This window comes from Kitasatospora sp. NPDC089913, assembly GCF_044748625.1.
In the GTDB taxonomy this organism is placed as follows: domain Bacteria; phylum Actinomycetota; class Actinomycetes; order Streptomycetales; family Streptomycetaceae; genus Kitasatospora.
In genome coordinates, this window is record NZ_JBIVGI010000003.1 from 324,158 (window position 1) to 345,383 (window position 21,226).

The 21,226-nt window shown below is 72.1% G+C and carries 13 protein-coding genes; 9 read left to right on the plus strand and 4 right to left on the minus strand.

The window, feature by feature from the left end:
- Nucleotides 1-4: 4 nt before the first annotated feature.
- Complete coding sequence (locus ACIPYS_RS07830; RefSeq protein WP_400744572.1) at nt 5-6,421, minus strand: SDR family NAD(P)-dependent oxidoreductase; 6,417 nt, start codon at nt 6,419-6,421, stop codon at nt 5-7.
- 601 nt (nt 6,422-7,022) lie between these two features.
- Between ACIPYS_RS07830 and ACIPYS_RS07835 the strand changes: the two genes are divergently transcribed.
- Nucleotides 7,023-7,646, plus strand: a complete 624-nt coding sequence (locus ACIPYS_RS07835) for a response regulator transcription factor (RefSeq protein WP_030395401.1) — start codon at nt 7,023-7,025, stop codon at nt 7,644-7,646.
- A 43-nt stretch (nt 7,647-7,689) separates the two neighbouring features.
- On the opposite strand, the gene ACIPYS_RS07840 is transcribed toward ACIPYS_RS07835, so the two are convergent.
- Complete coding sequence (locus ACIPYS_RS07840; RefSeq protein WP_400744576.1) at nt 7,690-8,742, minus strand: LuxR C-terminal-related transcriptional regulator; 1,053 nt, start codon at nt 8,740-8,742, stop codon at nt 7,690-7,692.
- 624 nt (nt 8,743-9,366) lie between these two features.
- Entirely contained in the window at nt 9,367-9,615 is a 249-nt protein-coding gene (locus tag ACIPYS_RS07845) for a hypothetical protein (protein ID WP_400744579.1), read from the minus strand.
- A 489-nt stretch (nt 9,616-10,104) separates the two neighbouring features.
- On the opposite strand from ACIPYS_RS07845, the gene ACIPYS_RS07850 reads away from it, so the two are divergent.
- Entirely contained in the window at nt 10,105-10,356 is a 252-nt protein-coding gene (locus tag ACIPYS_RS07850; RefSeq protein WP_400744582.1) for a hypothetical protein, read from the plus strand.
- 333 nt (nt 10,357-10,689) lie between these two features.
- Here ACIPYS_RS07850 and ACIPYS_RS07855 read toward each other — a convergent pair whose 3' ends face one another.
- The gene (locus ACIPYS_RS07855; RefSeq protein WP_360012673.1) at nt 10,690-10,899 is read right to left on the minus strand and encodes a prolyl oligopeptidase family serine peptidase; all 210 of its coding nucleotides are present in this window, start codon (nt 10,897-10,899) and stop codon (nt 10,690-10,692) included.
- Nucleotides 10,900-10,998: 99 nt separating this feature from the next.
- Here ACIPYS_RS07855 and ACIPYS_RS07860 point away from each other — a divergent pair, with 99 nt between their 5' ends.
- The 7 genes from ACIPYS_RS07860 to ACIPYS_RS07890 form a co-directional block, all read left to right on the plus strand.
- Entirely contained in the window at nt 10,999-11,409 is a 411-nt protein-coding gene (locus ACIPYS_RS07860; protein WP_400744585.1) for a hypothetical protein, read from the plus strand.
- 612 nt (nt 11,410-12,021) lie between these two features.
- Entirely contained in the window at nt 12,022-12,351 is a 330-nt protein-coding gene (locus tag ACIPYS_RS07865; RefSeq protein WP_360012677.1) for a trypco2 family protein, read from the plus strand.
- Between the two features lie 55 nt (nt 12,352-12,406).
- Nucleotides 12,407-16,159, plus strand: a complete 3,753-nt coding sequence (locus ACIPYS_RS07870) for a tetratricopeptide repeat protein (RefSeq protein WP_400744588.1) — start codon at nt 12,407-12,409, stop codon at nt 16,157-16,159.
- A 220-nt stretch (nt 16,160-16,379) separates the two neighbouring features.
- Nucleotides 16,380-17,036 carry a hypothetical protein gene (locus ACIPYS_RS07875; RefSeq protein ID WP_360012682.1) on the plus strand — a complete coding sequence of 219 codons (657 nt, stop codon included), beginning with the start codon at nt 16,380-16,382 and terminating at the stop codon, nt 17,034-17,036.
- Between the two features lie 27 nt (nt 17,037-17,063).
- A complete protein-coding gene (locus tag ACIPYS_RS07880; protein ID WP_400744591.1) occupies nt 17,064-17,477 on the plus strand; it encodes a hypothetical protein in 414 nt (137 codons plus the stop codon).
- Between the two features lie 311 nt (nt 17,478-17,788).
- Nucleotides 17,789-18,121, plus strand: a complete 333-nt coding sequence (locus ACIPYS_RS07885; RefSeq protein ID WP_360012686.1) for a trypco2 family protein — start codon at nt 17,789-17,791, stop codon at nt 18,119-18,121.
- 74 nt (nt 18,122-18,195) lie between these two features.
- A partial coding sequence (locus tag ACIPYS_RS07890) for a tetratricopeptide repeat protein (protein WP_400744595.1) occupies nt 18,196-21,226 on the plus strand: 3,031 nt, incomplete at its 3' end.

Sequence of the window (21,226 nt, forward strand, 5' to 3'; positions counted from 1 at the left end):
GCGCTCAGCCCTCGCCTTCCGTAGCCGCTTCGCCCGAGGAGCCGTCCTCGCCGTCCTCGCCCGCCGCCGGATCGCCCAGCAGCCGTTCCGCCAGCACCGCCGACAGCGCCCGGGCCGAGCCGTACGTCCACAGCAGCGTCGGCGACAGCCGCAGCCCGAACGCCGCCTCCAGCCGGTTGCGCAGCTCCAGACCCATCAGCGAGTCGAGACCCAGAGACTTGAACGGCGTGTCCCGGTCGATCGCCCCGGCCTCCAGCCGCAGCACCCGCCCGGCCAGCTCCTGCACCTTGGCCTCCAGCAGCTCCGGCCAGCGCTCCTGCGGAGCCCCGCGCAGCTCGGCCAGGAAGGCCGCGCCCGCGCTGCTGCCGCTCCCGCCGCCCCGGGCCAGCTCGCGCAGCGCGCTCCAGCTGTCCAGCGTCGCGGTGTCCGGGTACGCCTCCTGGTACTGCCGCAGGTCGATCGGCACGTACGCGACCACCTGCTCGTCGGCGCCGAGGAACCCCTCCAGCGCCCGCCAGCCCTCGGCGGTGGAGAAGCCCGCCATGCCGCGCTCCGCCAGCCGGGCCCCGCGGTTGTCCTCCGCGGCGGCCAGTCCGACATCGCTGAACGGGCCCCACTGCACGCTCAGCGCGGGCAGCCCGCGCCGCCGCCGGTCCACCGCCAGCGCGTCCATGAAGGCGTTGCCCGCCGCGTACGCCGCCTGCCCGGCGTTGCCGAACAGCGCCGCCGCGGACGAGAACAGCAGGAAGAAGTCCAGCGGATCGCCCTCGGTCACCGCGTCCAGGTGGACCGCGCCGTCGACCTTGGGCGCCAGTACCCGGTCCAGCTGCTCCGCCGTCAGATTGAGGACGGTCGCGTCGTCCAGCAGACCGGCGGCGTGCACCACCCCGCGCAGCGGCGGCAGCTGCTCGCGCACCCGGCGCACCGCCGCCGCGTCGGCGACATCGGCCGCGAAGGTCTCCACCAGCACGCCGCGGGCCCGCAGCGCCCCGATCCGGGCCACCGCCTCCGGCCCCGGCGCCGAACGGCCCACCAGCGCCAGCCGGCCCGCGCCGCGCCCGGCCATGAACTCCGCCAGCGACAGGCCCAGCGCCCCGAGCCCACCGGTGATCAGATAGGTGCCGTCGCCCCGGAACCGGCCGTCCCGCAGCGGCTCCGGTGCCACCTCGGTGACCGTCGAGGGGTCCGACAGCACGAACTTCCCGATGTGGTGGCCGTGGGACATCTCCCGCAGCGCCTCGGCGGCCCGCGCGAACGGGTAGGACAGCACCGGCAGCGGCGCCAGCTCACCCGCCTCCACCCGCTCCCACACCTCGGCGAACAGCCGGGTGAACAGTGCCGGCCGACGGGCGATCACCCCGGCGAGGTCCAGCGAGGCCAGCGCGATGCCCTTGCGGAACGCGTCCAGGGCCAGCGTGCGCCCGCCGTAGATGTCGGCCTTGCCGACCTCGACGAACCGCCCGCCCTCGGCCAGCACCTCCAGACCCAGCGGGATCGCCGCGCCGGTCAGCGAGTTGAGGACGACGTCCACCCCGCGTCCGCCGGTCGCCGCCCGCACCTCGTCGGCCCAGGAGAGGTCCCGGGAGTCGAAGACGTGCCGCACCCCCAGCTCGCGCAGCCGGGCCCGCTTGTGCGCGCTGCCCGCCGTGGCGAGCACCTCGGCGCCCAGCAGCCGCGCCACCGCGATCGCCGCCAGCCCCAGCCCGCCCGCCGCCGAATGGATCAGCACGGTCTCGCCCGGCAGCAGCGAGGCCAGGTGCCGCAGCCCGTACCAGGCGGTGATGGTCACCGCCGGGAACGCCGCAGCGTCGGCGTCCGCCATCCCCTCCGGCACGTGCTGGGCGTGGTCGGCCGCCACCGTCCAGTGGGTGGCGAGCGCGCCGCCGCTGGTGCAGGCCACCACCCGGTCGCCCGGGACGAAGCGGGTGACCCCCTCGCCGGTCCTGGTCACCACGCCCGCGCCGTCCAGGCCGAGCAGCCGGGCGTCGGCCGTCGGGTCCGGGTAGGTGCCCATCACCTTCATCACGTCGATGAAGTTCAGCGCCGCCGACCCCACCGCGAGCTCGATCTCCCCGGCACCGGGCGCCCGCCGCTCCAACGGCCGGAACGCCAGCCCGTCCCAGGTACCCCGGCCGTCCGGGGCGAGCCGGAACGGCTGCGGGGCCGCCGACCGCCAGCGCGGCCGGGCCGGCTCCGCCGGGTCGTCCGCCGGGCCCGCCGCGCCGCGCACCAGCCGGCCGACCAGCCGCTCCCCGCCCCGCAGCACCACCTGGTCCGCGCCGTCCCCGGCCGACAGCTCGACGGCGCAGCGCGCCGCCCAGCCGGCCTCGTCACCGGCCACGTCCACCAGCACCGGCCGCAGCTCGGGGTGCTCACGGCGCAGCACCCGCCCGAAGCCCCAGTACAGGGCCGCGCCCGGATCGACCGCCCCGGCCACCGACGGCGGCAGCTGGGCGTCGGCGGTCACCACGACCAGCCGCGGCACCAGCGGCCGGGCGGAGCAGGCGCGCACCAGCGCGGCCAGCGCGGCGAGACCCGCCCGCTGGGCGTCCGGCCCGGCGTCCGCGCCCGGTGCCAGGAACACCACACCGTCCAGCCCGTCCACCGTGGCCAGCCGCTCCTGCCAGACCTCGGTCCGCGCGGCGTCCGCGCCGTCGGCCACCTGGGCCAGCGCCGTGCCGCCGAGCGCGCCCAGCGCCTCGGCCAGCTCCCCGGCCCGCGCCCAGGCCGCGGTGCCGCCGACCTGGTCGGCCGCGCACACCGCCCAGTGGCCGGTGTGCCGCGGTGCGCCGGTCGCGTCCGTCGGGGCCTCGTCGACGCGCTCCTCCGGCCGGAACTCCAGCCGGTGGATCCGCTCCGCGTCCACGGCACCGGGATCGGCCGAGGCCGCCAGCGCCCGCATCCGCAGACCGAGCAGACTCAGCACCGGCCGCCGCCCGGCGTCGAACAGGAACAGGTCCACCTCCTCGCCGCCGTCCCGCCGCACCGCGTGCGACCACAGCGCCGTCACCGGCTCCGCGAGGTCCTGGTGCAGGTGCACCCGCCCGATGCCGACCGGCACCGCCGCCTCCTCGCCCGGGAACAGCGGGATCGAGGCCTGCAGCGCCGCGTCCCACAGCGCCGGGTGCAGCCGGTGCGGATGGCCGCCGGCCAGGCACCCCTCCGTCAGCCGCACCTCGGCCAGGCACTCCGCCGCCCCGGCCCGCAGCCCCACCACACCCTGGAACGCCGGACCGTAGTTCAGGCCCCGCGCCGCGCAGTCGGCGTAGAACGCGGCGGCCGGCGCGGCGTCGAGAGCGAGCAGCCGCTCCGGGAACGACGGCGCGTCCGGCGCGGTGTCCTCCGCCAGCACCCGTGCCGAGGCGTGCCGCACCCAGCCGTGACCGCCCGGCTCCAGCGAGGACAGCGTGAAGCTGCCGCCGCCCGAGACATCGTCCCGCCAGCCCAGCGCCACCGTCACCGGCTCCTCGGTGAGCGTCAGATGGCTGTGCAGGCCGACCTCCGCCAGGGTGCGGTGCGCGCCGCCGGTCCTGGCCAGCGCCGTGCGCAGCGCCAGCTCCAGCATCCCGGTGCCGGGCAGCACCACCGCGTCGTACACCCGGTGGTCGCGCACCCAGGGGATGTCCGCCGGGGCCAGCTCCAGCAGGCCGGTCCAGGCGCCCTGCTCGGTCACCGACGGCACCAGCCGCAGCTCCTCGCCGGCCCCGCCCCCGGCCCGTCGGCGGCCCTGCTCCACCCAGTGCACGGCCCGCTGCCACGGATACGGCGGCACCGGGGCCCAGGCGGTCCGGGGCAGCGCGCCGAACGGCTCCAGACCGCTGACGTACCCGCGCGCCACGGACTCACGGACCGTGTCCGGCGAGCCCAGGTCGCGCCGCAGCGTCGACAGCACCTGCGGCGGCATCGGCCGCTGCGCGGCCAGCTGCTCCAGCGCCGGGGTGAGCACCGGGTGCGGGCTGATCTCGACCACATGGGTCACCCCGGTGTCGAACAGCCGCTCCATCGCGTCGGCGAACATCACCGGCCGGCGCAGGTTGTCCACCCAGTACCGGGCGTCCAGCTCCGGCCCCTCCACCGGGGCCACCCGCACCGTGGACATCAGCTCGACGCCGCCCCGGCCCGGCCGCACCGACCGCAGTGCCGCCAGCAGGTCGTCCTCCAGCTCGTCCATCTGCGGGCTGTGCGAGGCGTAGTCCACGTTCACCAGCCGGCAGAAGGTGCCCTCGGCCTCCAGCAACTCCTTGAGCGCCAGCACCAGTTCGGTGTCACCGGAGAGCACGCAACTGTTCGGGCCGTTGTTCACGGCCAGCGACACGCCCTCCTCGAAGCCGGACAGCGCCGCCTTCGCGGCGTCCAGCGAGAGGTCCACCGCCAGCATCCGGCCCCGGCCCGAGGTCCGGCGGGCGATCGCGCTGCGCCGGGCGACGACCATCGCGCCGTCCTCGTAGGAGAGGATGCCCGCCGCCGTGGCCGCGGTGACCTCGCCCTGGCTGTGGCCGACCACCACGTCCGGCTCGACGCCGGCCGCCCGCCACAGTTCGCACAGGCCGAGCGAGACGGCCCACAGGGTCGGTTGCAGCATGTCGATCCGCGACAGCCACTCCTCCCCGGCCTCGCCGGAGACGACCCGGACCAGGTCCCAGTCCGTGTACGGCTCCAGCGCGGCCGCGCAGCGGTGGATCACGGCGGCGAACACCGGCTCGGAGGAAAGGAGTTCGCGGCCCATGGCGTGCCACTGCGAGCCCTGGCCGGGGAACACGAAGGCGGTCCGGCCGACGGTCGCGGCCCGTCCGGTGAACACGCCGGGCACCGGCTCGGCACCGGCCGGGTCGGCGGCCAGCCGCTCCAGCTGCGCGGCCGCTCCGGCGGCGTCGGCGGCCAGCAGGGCGGCCCGGACCGGGAACTGGTCGCGCTGCCAGGCGAGGGTGCCGGCCAGCGCGGGCAGCGCCGGGCCGGTCGGCGCGGTGAGCAGTTCGCGCAGCTCGCGGGCCCGTTCGGAGAGCGCCTGTTCCGAGTGCGCGGACACCGGCAGCAGCACAGGGGCGCGGTGTTCGTCGCGGGCGTGGTCGTCGGCGGCATGGTCGTCGGTGGCATGGTCGTCGGTGGCGACCGGTGTCTCCGTCCGCGGTGCCCCGGTCAGTACCACGTGCGCGTTGGTGCCGCCCCAGCCGAAGCTGCTCACACCGAGGAAGACCTGCTCGTCCGCCGGCAGCGGCAACGGCTCGCGGACCACCGTCACGTTCAGCTCGTCGAAGGCGATCTCCGGATTGAGCTCCGCCGAGTGCAGGCTCGGCGGCACCACGCCGTGGCGCAGCGCCAGCAGCGCCTTGAAGAGCCCCGGAATGCCGGCGGCGGCCTCCAGATGACCGATGTTGGTCTTCACCGAGCCGATCGGCAGCGGGCCGGCGTCCGCGCTGCGGGTCTGCCCCAGCACCCGGCCGACCGCGCCGGCCTCGATCGGGTCGCCGACCGAGGTGCCGGTGCCGTGCGCCTCGACGTAGGCGACCCGGTCGGCCGGGATGCCCCAGTGCCGGTAGGAGTCGCGCAGCAGCCGCTCCTGGCCGAGCGGACTGGGCGCGACGACGCTCTGCCCGCCGCCGTCGTTGTTCACCGCGGTGCCGGCGATGACGCCGTGGATCCGGTCGCCGTCCGCCTGCGCCCGGGCGAGGGTCTTCACGAACAGGGCGCCCACGCCCTCGCCGCGCACGAAGCCGTTCGCCCCGGCACCGAAGGCCTTGCACCGGCCGTCGGGGGAGAGGCCGCCGAAGTAGGTCAGGCCGATCGAGGCGGTCGGGTCGAGCATCAGCGCGACACCGCCGACGATCGCCGCGTCCACCTCGCCCGCCCGCAGGGCCTGGGCGGCGAGGTGCGCCGCGACCAGGGCGGAGGAGCAGCCGGTCTCGACGACCAGGCTGGGCCCGGTGAGCCCGAGGAAGTAGGAGACCCGGGCGGCGATCATGTCGAGCGCGTAGCCGGGCGCGGTGTGCTGGGTGACCCCGGCGGCGCTCTTGCGGCCGACGTGCTCGTAGTCGTGCCAGCCGGCGCCGACGAACACGCCGGTCCGGCTGCCCGCGAGCGCGCGGGCCGGTGTCCCGGCGTCCTCCAGCGCCCGCCACGCGGCCTCCAGCATCAGCCGCTGCTGCGGATCGAGCATCTCGGCCTCGCGGGGGGAGATGCCGAAGAAGGTGGCGTCGAACCGGTCGACGTCGGTGAGGAATCCGCCGACCGCCTGGATCTCGCGCTGCGGGTCGAGCTGCGCGGTGGCGTCCCAACGGGTCGCGGGGACGGGGCCGATGGCGTCGCGCCGCTCCATCATCAGCCGCCAGAAGCTGTCGACGTCCGGGGCGTCGGGGAACCGTCCCGCCATGCCTACGACGGCCAGGGCCTGGGTCGGGTCCTGGACCACAGGGTCTGTGTGCATGTCCTCTTCCTCGGGCATCCGTGGTGAGCCGGTCCGGGCACGGGGCGGCGCACGGCCCGGGGCGTGCGGGGGCACGCTGGGGCGAGGGCCGGCCGGGGCACGGGCAGGGGTCGGGGCGGGATCGGGGCGGACGGGAGCCGCGCGGGAGGGTGCCGCGCGAGCGGTGTCGGGTCGGGACGGCCGGGAACGGCCGGATGCCGCGCGGAGGCTGTAGGGGCGGCGGAGGGGTCGGGGGGCAGTGGGTGACGGGGGCCGCGCGGGGCGGACGGGCCCCGCGCGGCAGTCGATCACCAGTGCGCATCGTGGTCCCGGCCGGTCACCGCCGACAAGGCTTTGACCTGCTTTTACTGACACTTGTCACGTCCCTGCTCGCGGGCCTCGGGTCGGCCGCCGGACCCGGGATAAGTTGAGGGGTCACCGAATGACACGCGTAGACCGACCTGGACCCACCGGTCCTGCTGAGGACATGTCCGCACCCGGACGCCCGGGTGCCGTCGACGGGAGCGGGCCGTCCCCCGCACACTGGGGCGCGGCCGCAATGATCACCACCGCAATGATCACCATGAGTTCCGTTCACGGGATCCTCGGGGGAGACCTAGTGATGACCATTCGTGTGTTGGTAGCCGACGAGCAGCTGCTGCCCCTGGACGCGATCGCCGAAGTGCTCGCGTCCGTGAAGGACTTCGAGGTCGTGGGGGCGGTGAACCGGAGCTCGATGGTCGTCCCGGTCGCGGTCCGCCGCCGGCCGGACGTGGCCGTACTGGGCATGGGCACCGCCCAGGGCGGCTTCCGCCTGGTGCGGGAGCTCGGGAAACGCTTACCCGACTGCCGGGTCGTCCTGATGGCGGCCCGGCCCACCCGGACCCTGGTGGACCGGGCGGTGTCGGCAGGGGCGCTCGGCGTCGTCACCAAGCAGACCAAGATCCCCCGCCTGGTCGACGCCATCCGGGACGCCGCCGCGGGCGGCCGCCCGGCCCCGGGCGAGGCCGAACCGGCGCCCGACGGGCCGGCGGTCCGGACGGCCGTCGCGGAGCAGGTGCTGAGCGCGCGGGAACGCGAGATCCTCCGGCTCACCGCCACCGGCGCCTCGGTGAAGGAGGTGGCCCGCGAGCTCTACCTGGCCGCCGGGACGGTGCGCAACCTCACCTCGGGCGCGATGCGCAAGCTCGACGGGCGCAACCGCTTCGACGCTGCCCGGATCGCCGCCGAACGGGGGCTGCTGTGACAGGAGTTGCTGCTTCGCTCCGCTGTCCGGGCGGTCACCGGTATCAGCCCTGCGCCGCCCGTACCTCCCTCGCCTCCCTGCCGTCCCTCGCTTCCCTGCCCTCCCTGCCCTCCCTGCCCTCGTGTTCGAGCAGCCCGAGCCGGGTGGCCCGCACCATCGCCGTGAGCCGGTTGTCCGTCTCCAGCACCCGCAGGATCTCGGCGACGAACCGCCGCACCGTCCGGTCCGAGTAACCGAGGTGGCGGGCTATGGACTTGTCGGTGGCCCCGGCCGCCATCATCCGCAGCACCAGCCGGTGGGTCCCGGACAGCACCGGAGTCGAACCGCCGCCGCGCCGCCGCCGGGTGTACGGCGTGGCCGTGGACCAACTGTGCTCGAAGACCCGGGTGAAGAGCTGGGCGAGCAGTCCGCCGTCGATCACCACACTGCGGCGCAGCCCCTCGACCTGCGACCGGGTGACCACCTTCTCCCGGTCGACGATGACCAGCCGCAGCGGCAGCGACTCCGCCGTCCGGATCTCCGCGCCCGCCTCCTGGAGCGCGTTCACGTACTCCACGACGGCCGGGCTCGCCAGCGCGGACGCCGGCGCCACCAGCCGGTAGTGGACACCCCGGCGCAGCAGTTCGACATCCTCGCGGATGCACGGGTGCAGCGCCTCCCGCTCGGCCGCCGTCGGCAGCATCACCGCCACCTCGGACCGGCTGGAGGCGTGCAACTCGCCGAGCCGCTGTCCGAGTTGCGCCCGCGACTCGACCACCTCGACCGCCGGACTCTCCCCCGCGGAGGCCGGAGTGGCGAGGAAGCCGTCGGTGAGGTCGGAGATCAGCTCCTGCGCCCGGGTGAACTCCGCCAGGCGCTCCTGCTGATCGGCGACCAAGCGTCTCAGAATGCTCTGCGGCGTGACCGCCGCCGCCTCCGACCCCCGGTCGAGCAGCCCGTTCCCGGCCAGCCACTCGACGGCCTCCCGGACCTCGCCGACCCCGGCGCCGAGGTCCCGGGCGAGGTCCTCCGGGCATATGCCGCTTTCCTCGGTGCGAAGAAGTGAGAGGTAGACACGGTACGCAAAGCGCGCATCAATCCCGGTCGCCGCCGTCATCGCCGTGAACTCCAGCCGTAGGTACGGATCGTGAGCAGCAAGGAAGTCACGGGCCCCCGGGGGCCCGGCTGGCGACACTACTTGAAGAAGTACGGCGGCCTGTAGAGGGCCAGGAAGACCTGAGGCGAACAACGCGTCACCCCTCAAGTCCGGTCCGTCACCCCATTGCATCGACTGGCGCACTCAGGGCCGCATCAATCACCCGGAAAGTTGACCATATCGACATAAATCGCGCGAGTAAAGTGGATCGAAGGAGCTGCTCTCCGTGCACCTGGCCGTACGGTCGCAGGCTGCGTGCGAGGCGGGCCGGGGTCGGCACGCCATGGGCGAACGCTCGAGTATGTGCTTGTCCGGGAAGGTCTACTCGTCCTGATGCTGACTTTTGCTGACCTCGGACGGCAGCTCGTCAGGTGTTGTTGTGCGGTGGATGTCTGGTCAGTAGCCGGCCTCTTGGTCAGGCTGGAGTGACCGACGCCGGAGGCCTCTCGGCGTGCGCGAGGTGCTGAAGCGAAGCTCGGGTGTCTTCTTCTGACCTTCCTGACGCATCGTCGCCAGGAGGTATTGGAGTGCGGCGGGTCTCCGGTCGGCTCCGATCTCAGCCGGGACACGGAGATGCCGGGCAGGCTAGAGGCCACCGCCGCATCCCAGCGAGTCGCCGTCGTCCAGCTGCTGGCCGCCGTTCTTCACGACGATCTCACCGGCACTCTGCCCTCTCAGGGTGAGCTCCAGGCCCATCGCGGCCTGGTTGCGCCGCGGCTGCCCCTTGTGCCAGTCCAGCTGGTTGGAGGGCGCGTGGCTTGAGGCCAGGGCGGTGGCGGTCGACCTGATCGCGGCACTGGTCGGACTGGGGCTGGTCGGTGATGATCTCGTCAAGGCACGGGCGGGGTGGGCCGACGACGACCGGGGGGTCGTGTTCCTAAAGGGAACGCTCTCGGGTGTGCGCCGACTGCGGGTGATCCTCGACGGCATGGCGGCGCGGGGTCAGGCCGATACGGCCGGGAGTTGATCTTTCGGGGCTGCCGCGGCACGGCTTCCGCGGTGCTGCGGGCCGGATTCCGCGGTGGCTCTCTTTCGAAGATCAGGGGCGGCGCTGTGCGCCGCCCTTGAGCGAGTAGAGAAAGTTTTCGACGGGACGCCAGGAAGCTGCGCCTGGCTGTGAGGGGAACGTCCACGGCCGACCTCGACCATCGGGGCTACCGGATCGCGTGGCCGGCCGGGCGGTGCTTCGGGGCGCGCTCGGCGGGGAGGCGAGGTTGTAGCCCGTTCGGAATAGCACTTGCGGCGCGCGGTGGGCAGTACTCCGCCAAGTGGATTAGATGATTGTGAACCGTTCCGGTTCGCCCCCGATGGTGAGGAGCAGCCATGTCCGTCTCCAAGATGCGCCGCCGTGTTGGCACTTCCCTTCTCGTGCTGGCCATGGGCGCCGTCCCGCTGGCCGGTGCGGCGAGCACTGCCCACGCCGCCCCGGCCAGCGGCGTCGGTTCGGCGGCCGCAGGTGCAGCGCGCCCGGCCGCAGGTCCCATTCCCTGCCCGACGACCCCGCTTGAGGGTGTGTTTGCAGCGCTCGGCCCGATCGGCGGGCTCGTGAGCGGCATCGTCTGCACCAACGGGTAGTTGACCCGATCAAACTGAGGTGGCCGATGCCCGTTCGGACATCGGCCACCTCAGGACGTTTCGATCACCGGCCGTTTGTCCTGGTCGCCCACACTCCGTCCTCAGACACGCAGGGCAAGCGACCGCATACCAACCTCCCTACCGTGCGACGGGCTGGTGGGTGATCATAAGTTTGGTGGCGGCGACGGTCATGGTGAGGGTTTCCGCTTCTCCACCTCGAGCAGGTGTCTCGAGCGGGTACGTGGCTACCTGGCGGACCTGCCGACCATGCCCCGGCCCGGGAACTGCGCGAGTTCGCCCGGACGGTGCTGCCGGAAGCCGACGGCGTGGCTGTCACACTCCTGGGCGGCTCATGATGCCCTGGTAGAAGTCGAGTTCGGCGCGGAGCGCCTGCTCCCGATCTGCGGGGGCCGACAGGTAGTGGTCACCGCCCTCCAGGAGGACGCTGTCGTGGCCGTCTCCCAGCGCGGCCAGCTCCTTGGCGAAGTGCGTGGTCTCCTTGGCGGACGTGATGGTGTCGGCGGTCCCGTGGATCACCAGCACGGGGCAACGGATCCGTTCAGGCGCCACCGCACCGGCAGGCCCTCGGAGCACAGCCGCGTGGGGAACTGGGGTACGGACAGCTCCCATCGCACAGGGTCGATGATCGCCGAGACGGCCGTCGCGCCGGCGAACGGTCCCGGGCGACTTGCCGCCTGCAACGCCGTGTACCTTCCGCCGCGGCGCGTACCTTCCGTCACCACCGCCAAGGACTGCCCTGTGCCCGAACTCTGGATCACCATCAAGCTCGAACCGAACGGCGGCGTCGTCGGCAAGGGCATCCCGGTAGGTGCCGTGGATGCTGCCGTCCTCGCGAACGACGGTGGCGACGATGTGCACCTAGCGGTCGAGAGTGCCGATCGCGGCCCACCGACAGCCGTTGGGATCGCCTTCGGGGGCGAGCCCGGTTGCGGAGACCAGGCGCCGTGCGACGTCGGCCCACTGGGCGTCGGTCAGGTCCTGGTGGCGAGGATCGGAGCGCACCGAGCACATCCACACGGGCCGCTCCGGTGATCCGTGCGGCCGGGTCGTCCAGGGCGCCGCTGAGGACCGTCTGCGGGTCGCTGAAGGGGGGAAGCCGCTGGTCGGCACCCCGGTAGCCGGCTGCGATCAGCCGGGGGCGCGGCCGGTCGTGCGGGTCGTCCTGCCCGTAGAGGGCGGGAATCAGCGCGGCCGAGGTGGTGGCGTGCTGCAGGTGGGCGATCACAGCGTCCCCTCTCGGACGGGCGGCGGGGCCTGGCACACGGGCTGACATGGAGATGATCCGGAGATCGGGCGGTTTGGCCCGGCCGGAGAGGGGCGGTACCCGCCGAACGTCCTGCTCGGAAGGGGCGGTGCGTGGCTCTGTTCACCGATGTCGGGAAGCAGTTGTCCAGTACGTCTGTGAGCATGGCGAAGGGCTGACAGCCCAACAGAACCAGGCATGAGGCACTTCCCCGCGGCCGGCCCTCCCGCCGGTTCCGCCGACTTTTCGGCTTGCTCGCCGGGCTTGCTGCGACCGACACTGACAATACACGCGGGCGGATGCAACAGGCCCTGAAGATAAAAGGGTTGGTGCGGGCTGGTTGTGGGAATCGGGCCGGTGCGCGACCTGTGTGAAGGCAGGGGGAGCAGGAGGGGAGAGACATGAACAGCACAAACGGTACGGGTGGGGAGTGGTTGGGGCTGGCGGACGCGATCGCGCTGTTGCGGGACCAGATCGCCGAGGCTGAGCGTCGGATCGCGGATCCGGTGGGCAGTGGTGACAAGGGGGTGCGGTTCACGATGGGCGAGATCACTTTGAACCTCGGCCTGGAGCTGACCGGCACGAAAGGTGTCACCGGTGGGCTGAAATGGAGCGTGATCAGTCTGGGAGGAAAGAAGGAGACCAGCAGCAAGGCCACACACACGGTGACGTTGAAGCTGACCCCGCACGAGACAGACGGTGGCGATGTCGAGGTCGGCGACGAGGAATAGCCGCGCCGGTTGACCAGCGGGGGCGGGTGACCGGAGGGTTGAGGGGGAAACGTTCATGGAGTTCGACCGCCGGGTTCAGATCCGGGTGACCCGCAGGGGCAAGGACAAGAAGGGATTCGGGACGGGGTACCTGGTCGCGCCGAGGCTGATCCTGACCGCCCACCATGTCCTGGATGGCCTGGACCTCGACAGCGGGACGGGCGCGGTGACGGTTTGCCAGCCGGACTCGGACGCGAAGGAGTACCCGGCGATGGTGGTCTGGCACCGGCGGAACGCGCAGGTGGATGCTGCGCTCATCGAGATCGACGCCGACTGCGACTGGCCAGTCCCCGAGTCCCTGTCCGACCTGACGGCCAGGCCGCCCCAGCGCTACGGGCGTCTCATCGGCACCCGTTCCCAACGGGTCGCCCTGACTGGCTTCCCCCGCTTTCAGAAAGACCCGGCGTGGGGCCGTCTGGACGAGCAGGTGGAGGGTGTGATCGCCCCCGGCACCGGAGCGTTGGCCGGCCGCTACGAGATCACCAGCATCACTCCCACCCCCCAGGGCCCTCTCAGCAGCAGCGGCACCCGCTGGTCCGGCATCTCCGGGGCGGCGGTCCTCGCCGACGACGGTCTTGCTGGCGACCTGCTGTGCGGCATCATCCGCTACGACCGCCAGGCCGACGGCGGCACCCGCCTGACCGCCACCCCTATCAGCCACCTCCTCAGCAATCAGCAGGGCCGGCCCTCCAGGTTCTGCCACCTGATCACCGAGCACACCGGCTGGGAGCCGGTCCTTGAACCCATTGAACCCGCCCACCTGTTCAAACCCGCCACCGTCGACCGCGACCTGGACTCGCCCGCCGCGATGCTGCGCGCCGACACCGAGGCGGTGGCTTTCCACGGCCGCGACCAGGAACTCGCCGACCTGCGGGCCTGGTGCACGATCGACCCCGAAAAGATCGCGATCCGTGTCGTCACCGGCCCCGGAGGGCAGGGAAAGACCCGCCTCGCCCGCCGCCTCGCGGACACTCTCAGCCGGGAGAACTGGGTCACCGGACACCTGCGCTCGGACCTCACCGACCACGATGCCCCACCCGATTTCACCCCGCTGAACACCGCCCTGCCCCTGCTCCTGGTTGTCGACTACGCCGAGACCCGCCCCCGGTTGCTGCGTCGCCTGGTTGCCCATCTGCACGCCACTCGTCACCGCGTGCGCCTACTGGTGCTCGCCCGGTCGGACGGCGAATGGCGTACCGACACCCTCAGTGCCACTCCGGCCGTGCGCCGCCTCTTGGCCGCGACACCCGTCGTCCCGCTGGGCCCGCTCCAACCTGCAGGCCGGCCCGACCAGGACCGGAGTATTGAATTCCGGAACGCCGTCCTTGACTTGGCACGCCTGCTTCCACGTATACCCAGCGTGCCTGACCACGACTGGCTCGCACTGGCTCGCTCCATCCGTCCTCCGGTCGACTTGAGGCACCCGCGTTATGACAACGCCCTCACTCTGCAACTGACTGCCCTGGTGGCGCTCCTCCAGCACGGCCCGCGTCCAGCGGCCGCTGCTCCCGGTGCTCCGGCCGAGGAGATCCTGCTGGAGCACGAGGAACGGTTCTGGGAGGACAGCGCACAGGCCCCCGCTTTCAAACTCGGCCTGGACACCACTGCCCTGAGGGCCGCGGTCGCTGTCGCGGCCCTGTGCGGCGCCGCCGCCGCCGACAGTGCGGCCCGTGTCCTCGTCACAGTCCCAGGTATGCCGGCCGACAAGACCCTCCGCACCGCTGCCTGGCTCGCGCGTCTGTACCCGGCCGACCCCGACCGCTACTGGGGCTCGCTTCAACCCGACCGCATCGCCGAGTTCCTTGCCTCGCGCGCCCTGACACGGGGTGACATCGAACTATCTGCCCTTCTTGGTGCTGCCAGCCCCGACCAACAGGCCCAGAGCGTCACCGTCCTGGCTCGTGCCGCGATCGCTCATTACAACGGCGATCGCGCTCCTGACAGCGACGAGGTGCTCGGCACTCTCGACGCCGGCCTGGACGGCGTCCCCCTTTCCTATCAAGCCATTTCCGATGTCGTAGCCGCACTCCCTCATCTGTCCCACGTTGTCAACCCGCTCGCTGTACGGCTCGCCGATATCCTCGTCCATGTCAACCGATACCTTTCACAAGAGGACCCTGCGGCCCACGAGCACGACCTGGCTCACTCGTTGTCCAGCCTCGGCAGTCGGTTGTCGGAGGCAGGGCGGCGAGTCGAGGCGCTGGCCGCTACGGAGGAGGCGGTGGAGATCCGGAGGAGGTTGGCGTTGGGCAACCCCGCCGCCCATGAGCATGAGCTTGCTGCCTCCCTGACCAACCTCAGTGGAGATCTGTCGGAGGCTGGGCGGCGTGCAGAGGCATTGACCGCTGCACAAGAAGCGGTGGAGATCTACCGACGCCGTGAACCCGATAGTCCCAATGCTTTCGAGCATGAACTCGCCGTCTCGCTCTCCAGCCTCAGCGTGGCCCTTTCAGGGGAGGGCCGGAGGGTCGAGGCACTGGCCGCTGCGGAAGATGCGGTGGAGATCCAACGGAGACTGGTGGCTACGGACCCCGTTCACGAGCCCGATATTGCCCGTGCGCTGTCCACCCTCGGCAGTCGACTGTCAGAAGTGGGTCGCTGGGCCGAGGCGCTGGCCGCCGTGGAGGAGGGGGTGGAGGTTCGGCGGAGGTTGGCGGCTGCCGATCCGGCCGCTTTCGAGCGCGACCTTGCCACCTCGCTGTCCAACCTCGGCGGCAAGCTGTCAGAAGTGGGTCGCTGGGCCGAGGCGCTCACCACCATGGAGGAGGAGGCGGAGATTCGGCGGAGGTTGGCGGCCGCCGATCCCATTTCTTTCGAGCCCGACTTCGCCACCTCGCTGTCCAACCTCGGCGTGGCTCTGCTGGATGAGGGACGGCGGGCCGAGGCGCTCACCACCATGGAGGAGGCGGCGGAGATTCGGCGGAGGTTGGCGGCCGCCGATCCGGCCGCTTTCGAGCCCGAACTTGCCACCTTGCTGTCCAACCTCGGCGTGGCACTGTCGGAGGCCGGGCGGTGGGCCGAGGCGCTGGCTGCTGCGGAGGACGCGGTGGAGATCCACCGCCGCTGGGTGGCCGACAATCCCGTCGCACGTGAGCCCGGGCTTGCCCGCTCGCTGTCCAACCTCAGTAACGTGCTGTCAGAGACAGGGCGGCAGGCCGAAGCGTTGACTGTTGCCGAGGACGCGGTGGAGGTATGGCGGAGCCTGGTGGCTGGTGCCCCTGGAGTTCACGAGCACAACCTCGCCGGTTCTCTGTCCAACCTTGGGACCCGGCTGCGGTCGGTGGGCCGGCCGGCGGAGGGACTGACGGTTACGGAGGACGCCGTGGGGAGCTACCGTCGGCTGGCGGCCGACAATCCCGTGGTCCACGAGCCCAACTTCGCCAGGTCGCTGTCCAATTTGAGTGCCCACTTGTGGGAGGCGGGGCGGCTGGCCGAGGCGCTCACCGCGGTAGAGGAGGCGGTGGAGATCCGGCGGAGATTGGCGGTCGACAATCCCGCCGCCCACCAGTTCGACCTTGTCGTTTCACTCTCCCTCCGGGCCACTGTTCTGGCGAATGCGGGTGAGCTTCATGCAGCGCTGAACGCTACGGATGAAGCGGTGGAGTCCTGTCGGCCTCACGTCGCCACGATGCCCTCCTTGCTTTTAGGACTCCACCAGGTGTTGGACCTCCAAGCACAACTGCTGGAGGCGCTTGGACGCCAGCAGGACGCCGCGACCGTCCGGCGCTGGCTGGAAGAGAACCCGCTGTCGCTCATCACCGGAAATTAGAGAGCTGGTGCCCATTCCCGGTAGCCGGGAGGTCACACGAACGGATTCTCGGTCGGTGGCATGGAGGGTGGCTTCGGCAGCCCGAGTGAGGGTCCCTGAATTCTCACGTGTGGGCATCTGTGACAGCGTCTGGTCGGATCAATGCTGAAATTGCTGACTTCCCTGACGCCTCATCACCTAATTGGTCTAAGCCATTTTGCTGCTGGTTGGCTGCCTGAAGGTGGCGCGTCGGAGGCCCAAGGCCGAGCCGGAGGGCCTGGACGAGGACTCCCACTGGGAACTCCTCCAGCAGTGCCTCACCGACACCACGATGCTCCCGGAGGTCCGCGCCGCAGGCGCCCTCCTGCTCCTGTTCGGCCAGCACGCCACCCGCATCGCCGCCCGCCACACCAGTGCGCTGGACACGACGGCCATCCGGTGCTCGTCCTCGACCGGACCCCGATCCGCCTGCCCGAACCCCTCGCCCGCCTCCTCGTCGACCTTGCCGACCAGCCACCGCCCTCCGGATGGGGGCGGCCCACTCCCTCCCCGCTGGCTCTTCCCCGGCATCCGGCCCGGCCAGCACATCTCCGCCACCACCCTGTGCCGACGCCTGACCGCCCACCACATCCCCATCCGCCCGGCTCGCACCACCGCCCTGGTCCAACTCGCCCAGGACCTGCCGCCCGCGATCCTCGCCCCCATGCTAGGCCTGCACGTCGTCACCGCCCAGCACTGGCGCCGCCGCGCCGCCACCGACTGGACCGCCTACCTCCAAGCCCGCCGCGCCAGCAGCAGGGCAAAGCCGGCCATCGATCCCGGAACACGCGTCAACGCCCGCTCGGGGCACGCCGCCGACCGGGTGACCGACCGCCCCTGGCCGCCAGGTCACCGGTAGACGTGAGGCCATGACCACCAATTCCGGGTGCGCCGCGGCGCCACCGTCCTGGCCGCGCTCGCCGCGGTCCTCCTGCCCACCGCGGCCCCCGCCGCCGCGACCACCGCACCGGCTGCCGGCATGGCCTCCGCGCGCCGCGACCTGCCCGAGCCGCCGCCCGTCGACGTCGTGAGGGTCGAGCTCGATGAGCTGACCGTCGAGGCCCCGCACTCCATTGACGGCTACAGCCGGGAGAGGTTCCCGCATTGGATCAAGATCGCCGGTGAGTGCGACACCCGCGAGACGGTGCTCGCCCGAGACGGCCAGGGCGTCGTCCAGGACGACCTGTGCCGGGCCGTGGCCGGCACCTGGACCAGCCCCTACGACGACAAGGCCTTCACAGACGCCAAGGCCCTCGACATCGACCACATGGTGCCGCTCGCCGCCGCCTGGCGATCCTAGTAGGCGGAATTGCGGCCGCTGCATCGATGTCGTATGCGCCGGGCACAGCTTGACCTGGTCCGATGTGGCTGACCGCGTACATCCTGCGGGTGTGGTGGCGAGTCTGGCATGGACTGATGGGATCCGACGCCGCGATGTTGCATCAGGTGCAACCGCTGGAGGGCCGAGGAAGTCCCCCTTCATGGATCTTGGCATTGGTGGAACCGGCTTCCGGCCAACGGGACCTTTCGGCTGCGGAGTTGGGAGCATGGGTTCTACGGTGTCCGCATCGCCCTGACCGCCGGTCAGGTGTGTGATGAGGGGTGGGTCCGATGGATGTTCCGCTGGCGGACGCGGTCGCGGCGGTGCGCGACGAACTGTTGGAGGCCGCCGCGAGGGCGGGGGACGACCCGGGGGTGGTGTTCGCGGTGGGGCCGGTGGAGATGGAGTTCGAGGTCGAGCTGCGCGCGGATGCGAAGGCGAAGGCCAAGTTCAAACTGTGGGCGGTCGGTGCCCAGGCCGAGGCCGGCGTCTCCCGTGCCCGCACCCACCGGGTGTCCTTCACTCTGACCCCCAAGCGCGCCGACGGCACCGACCTGCTCGTCCACTCCGCGCGGGAGCGCCCCGAGGGGCCCGGTGACGTGTCGGGGCGTATCCCGGACTGACGGACAGGTGGGCGGGTCCGGCACGTACGGCCGGACCCGGGCGGGGCGGCAGGAAATCAGGGGAGGGACGGGAAGTGGAACAGTTGCGGGTGGCCGGCGTGACCGGGCCGAAGGGCGCGGAGGCCGGAGAGAAGGACAGGCTGGGGTCAGGGTATGCGGTAGGGGGCCGTCTGGTACTGACCTCCGCGCACGTCACTGGGCCGGCGGGGACCCGGGTGAAGGTGTTCCACCCCGGCGCGGGCGGCGCCGCGGTCGGAACCGTGGTGTGGGCCGGAACATCGAGGGCGCGTGACGACGCGGCTCTGGTGCTGGTCGACGAGTCGCCGCACTGGCGGCCGCCGGCCGACCCCGTGGCGTGGGGACGTCTGGACACGAAACGCCCCGGCGCCGCGTGCGAGACGTGGGGTGTGCCGGACGAGGCCCAGCGCAAGAAGCAGCCGGTCGAGGCCGCGCAGCTGGCCGGGGAGGTGAATCCGGGCAGTGGCTTCGTCGGCAACCAGTACGTCATGGACCTGCGCACCACCGGTGCCGGGTGGCCGGGCGACGGTACTTCGCCGTGGGGCGGGCTGTCAGGTGGGGCGGTGTTCTGCGACCGGTACCTGACCGGCGTGGTCGCCTCCGACCGCGCGAACTCCGGCCACGGCCGGCTCAATATCGTGCCCGCCTATGTCCTGCACCACGACCCCGCCTTCCGTACCGCCCTCACCGCCCACGGGGGCGGCCCCGCGGGAGTGCTGGCGGCGGTGGAGTTCCAGGATGTCGCCGACCCCACCGGCAACCCCACCACCAGGCGGGCGCCGGTGACACCGGCCGCCCTGCTGGAGGCCGGCCGCCAGACTGTCCCCTTCCACGGCCGCGAGGACCTGCTCGCCGAACTACGGGCCTGGTGCGACCAGGACGGGTTCGGGGCGTGGCTGCTGCACGGGCCCGGCGGGCAGGGCAAGACCCGCCTCGCCCACCACCTCGGCCACCAACTCACCACCCGAGGCTGGACCGTCCTGTGGCCGCGCGCCGCCGCCCGCCCCGACCACCTGCTCGAACTGCGGAGGGCGGCGAAGCCGCTGCTGGTCGTCCTCGACTACGCCGAAACCCGCCCCGAACAACTCGGCGCCCTCGTCGACGCCGCCGCCGAACACCCCGGCACCAGCCCCTTCAAACTCCTGCTCCTGGCACGCACCGCCGGCGACTGGTGGCAGCAGGCCCGCGAGGCAAGCCGCCAGGCCGAGGAACTCCTCGCTGCCGCCCGAACCCGCCGCCTCGCACCGCTGGAGGACGACCCAGAACTGCGTGCCGGCCACTACCGCGACGCCGCCCGCGCCCTCGCCACCGCGCTCCCGTCGGTCGCGGGCCTCAGCGGGCGCGACTGGACCTCGACCGCCACCACCCTGACGCCGCCTCGGAACCTGGGTAGGGCCGCCGCCTACGGCAACGCGCTCACCCTCCACATGACCGCCCTCGCCGACCTCCTCGACACCGCCCGCACCGCACCCACGAGCAGTACCGGGGACGAGGACGCCCAGGATGTCGAGGACCGGCTCCTCGGCCACGAAGCCCGCTACTGGCGCGACACCGCCGCCACCTGCGGCCTCACCCCCGCCCTCGGCATGAGCACCCTGAGGACCGCACTCGCCGCCGCCCACCTCACCGGCGCCGACGACGAAGGCACAGACCTGCTCTGGCAGCGCCTGCCCGTGCTTGCCGACCAGTCCCGCGACCGCCGCAACCAGGTCACCGCCTGGCTCGCGTCCCTCTACCCCGCCACGGTGCCCGGTTCACCGTGGGGCGCGCTGCAGCCCGACCGCCTCGCCGAGCGCCACATCGGCCGCACTCTCCTGGCCGTTCCCCGCCTGGCCGACCACCTCCTCGACGGCGCCGACGACACTCAGATCGAACGATTGCTCACTGTCTACAGCCGCGCCGCCGCCCACCCCGCCCTCCTCCGGCTCGACGGCCGGCTCACCGAACTCTGTATCCGCCACCACAGGGCCCTCGCCGCTCACATCGTCACCACCGCCACCCGCACCGACCACCCCACGCCCCTCATCACCGCCCTCGACACCCTCACCGCCCACCCCGACACCCCCCTCGACACCCTCACCACGATTTACGGTCTGTTCCCCCAAGCCAGCCACCGCCTCACCAGCACCGCGGTCCGGCTCACCCACGCCATCACCGGCCACCACCGGGCTCTGGCCGGGGCGGACCCGGACGCTCACTTGCCCGACCTCGCCTCTTCCCTCAACAACCTGTCTATCCGGCTTGGTGATGCCGGTCGGCGGGAGGAGGGGCTGACGGCCGTCCAGGAAGCCGTCAGGATCCGCCGCACGCTGGCCGGGGCGAATCCGGACGCCCACCTGCCCGACCTCGCCGGGGCCCTCAACAACCTCTCTGTCCGGCTCTCCGATGCCGGCCGACGGGAGGAGAGCCTGGCCGCGGTCCAGGAAGCCACCGGCCACTACTGGGTCCTGGCCGAGGCGAACCCGGATGCCTACCTGTCCGACCTCGCCAAGGCCCTCAGCAACCTCTCCGTCCAGCTTGGTGATGCCGGTCGGCGGGAGGAGGGGCTGACGGCCGTCCAGGAAGCCGTCAGGATCCGCCGCACGCTGGCCGGGGCGAATCCGGACGCCCACCTGCTCGATCTCGCCATGGCCCTCAACAACCTCTCTGTCCGGCTCTCCGATGCCGGCCGACGGGAGGAAAGCCTGGCCGCGGTCCAGGAAGCCACCGGCCACTACTGGGTCCTGGCCGAGGCGAACCCGGATGCCTACCTGCCCGACCTCGCCAAGGCCCTCAGCAACCTCTCCGTCCAGCTTGGTGATGCCGGCCGGCGGGAGGAGGGGCTGACAGCCGTCCAGGAAGCCGTCAGGATCCGCCGCACGCTGGCCGGGGCGAATCCGGACGCCCACCTGCCCGACCTCGCCAAGGCCCTCAACAACCTGTCCATCCGGCTCTCCGATGCCGGCCGGCGGGAGGAGGGGCTGACAGCCGTCCAGGAAGCCGTCACCATCTGCCGCACGCTGGCCGGGGCGAATCCGGACGCCCACCTGCCCGACCTCGCCAAGGCCCTCAACAACCTGTCCATCCGGCTCTCCGATGCCGGCCGGC

What these genes read in the sequence shown, in the direction of transcription:
- ACIPYS_RS07870 (WP_400744588.1), top strand. Translation starts at nt 12,407, where the DNA reads ATGGAGTTCGACCGCCGGGTTCAGATCCGGGTGACCCGCAGGGGCAAG.
- ACIPYS_RS07850 (WP_400744582.1), top strand. Translation starts at nt 10,105, where the DNA reads ATGTCCGTCTCCAAGATGCGCCGCCGTGTTGGCACTTCCCTTCTCGTG.
- ACIPYS_RS07865 (WP_360012677.1), top strand. Translation starts at nt 12,022, where the DNA reads ATGAACAGCACAAACGGTACGGGTGGGGAGTGGTTGGGGCTGGCGGAC.
- ACIPYS_RS07860 (WP_400744585.1), top strand. Translation starts at nt 10,999, where the DNA reads ATGATCGCCGAGACGGCCGTCGCGCCGGCGAACGGTCCCGGGCGACTT.
- ACIPYS_RS07885 (WP_360012686.1), top strand. Translation starts at nt 17,789, where the DNA reads ATGGATGTTCCGCTGGCGGACGCGGTCGCGGCGGTGCGCGACGAACTG.
- ACIPYS_RS07835 (WP_030395401.1), top strand. Translation starts at nt 7,023, where the DNA reads ATGACCATTCGTGTGTTGGTAGCCGACGAGCAGCTGCTGCCCCTGGAC.
- ACIPYS_RS07840 (WP_400744576.1), bottom strand. Translation starts at nt 8,742, where the DNA reads ATGACGGCGGCGACCGGGATTGATGCGCGCTTTGCGTACCGTGTCTAC.
- ACIPYS_RS07830 (WP_400744572.1), bottom strand. Translation starts at nt 6,421, where the DNA reads ATGCACACAGACCCTGTGGTCCAGGACCCGACCCAGGCCCTGGCCGTC.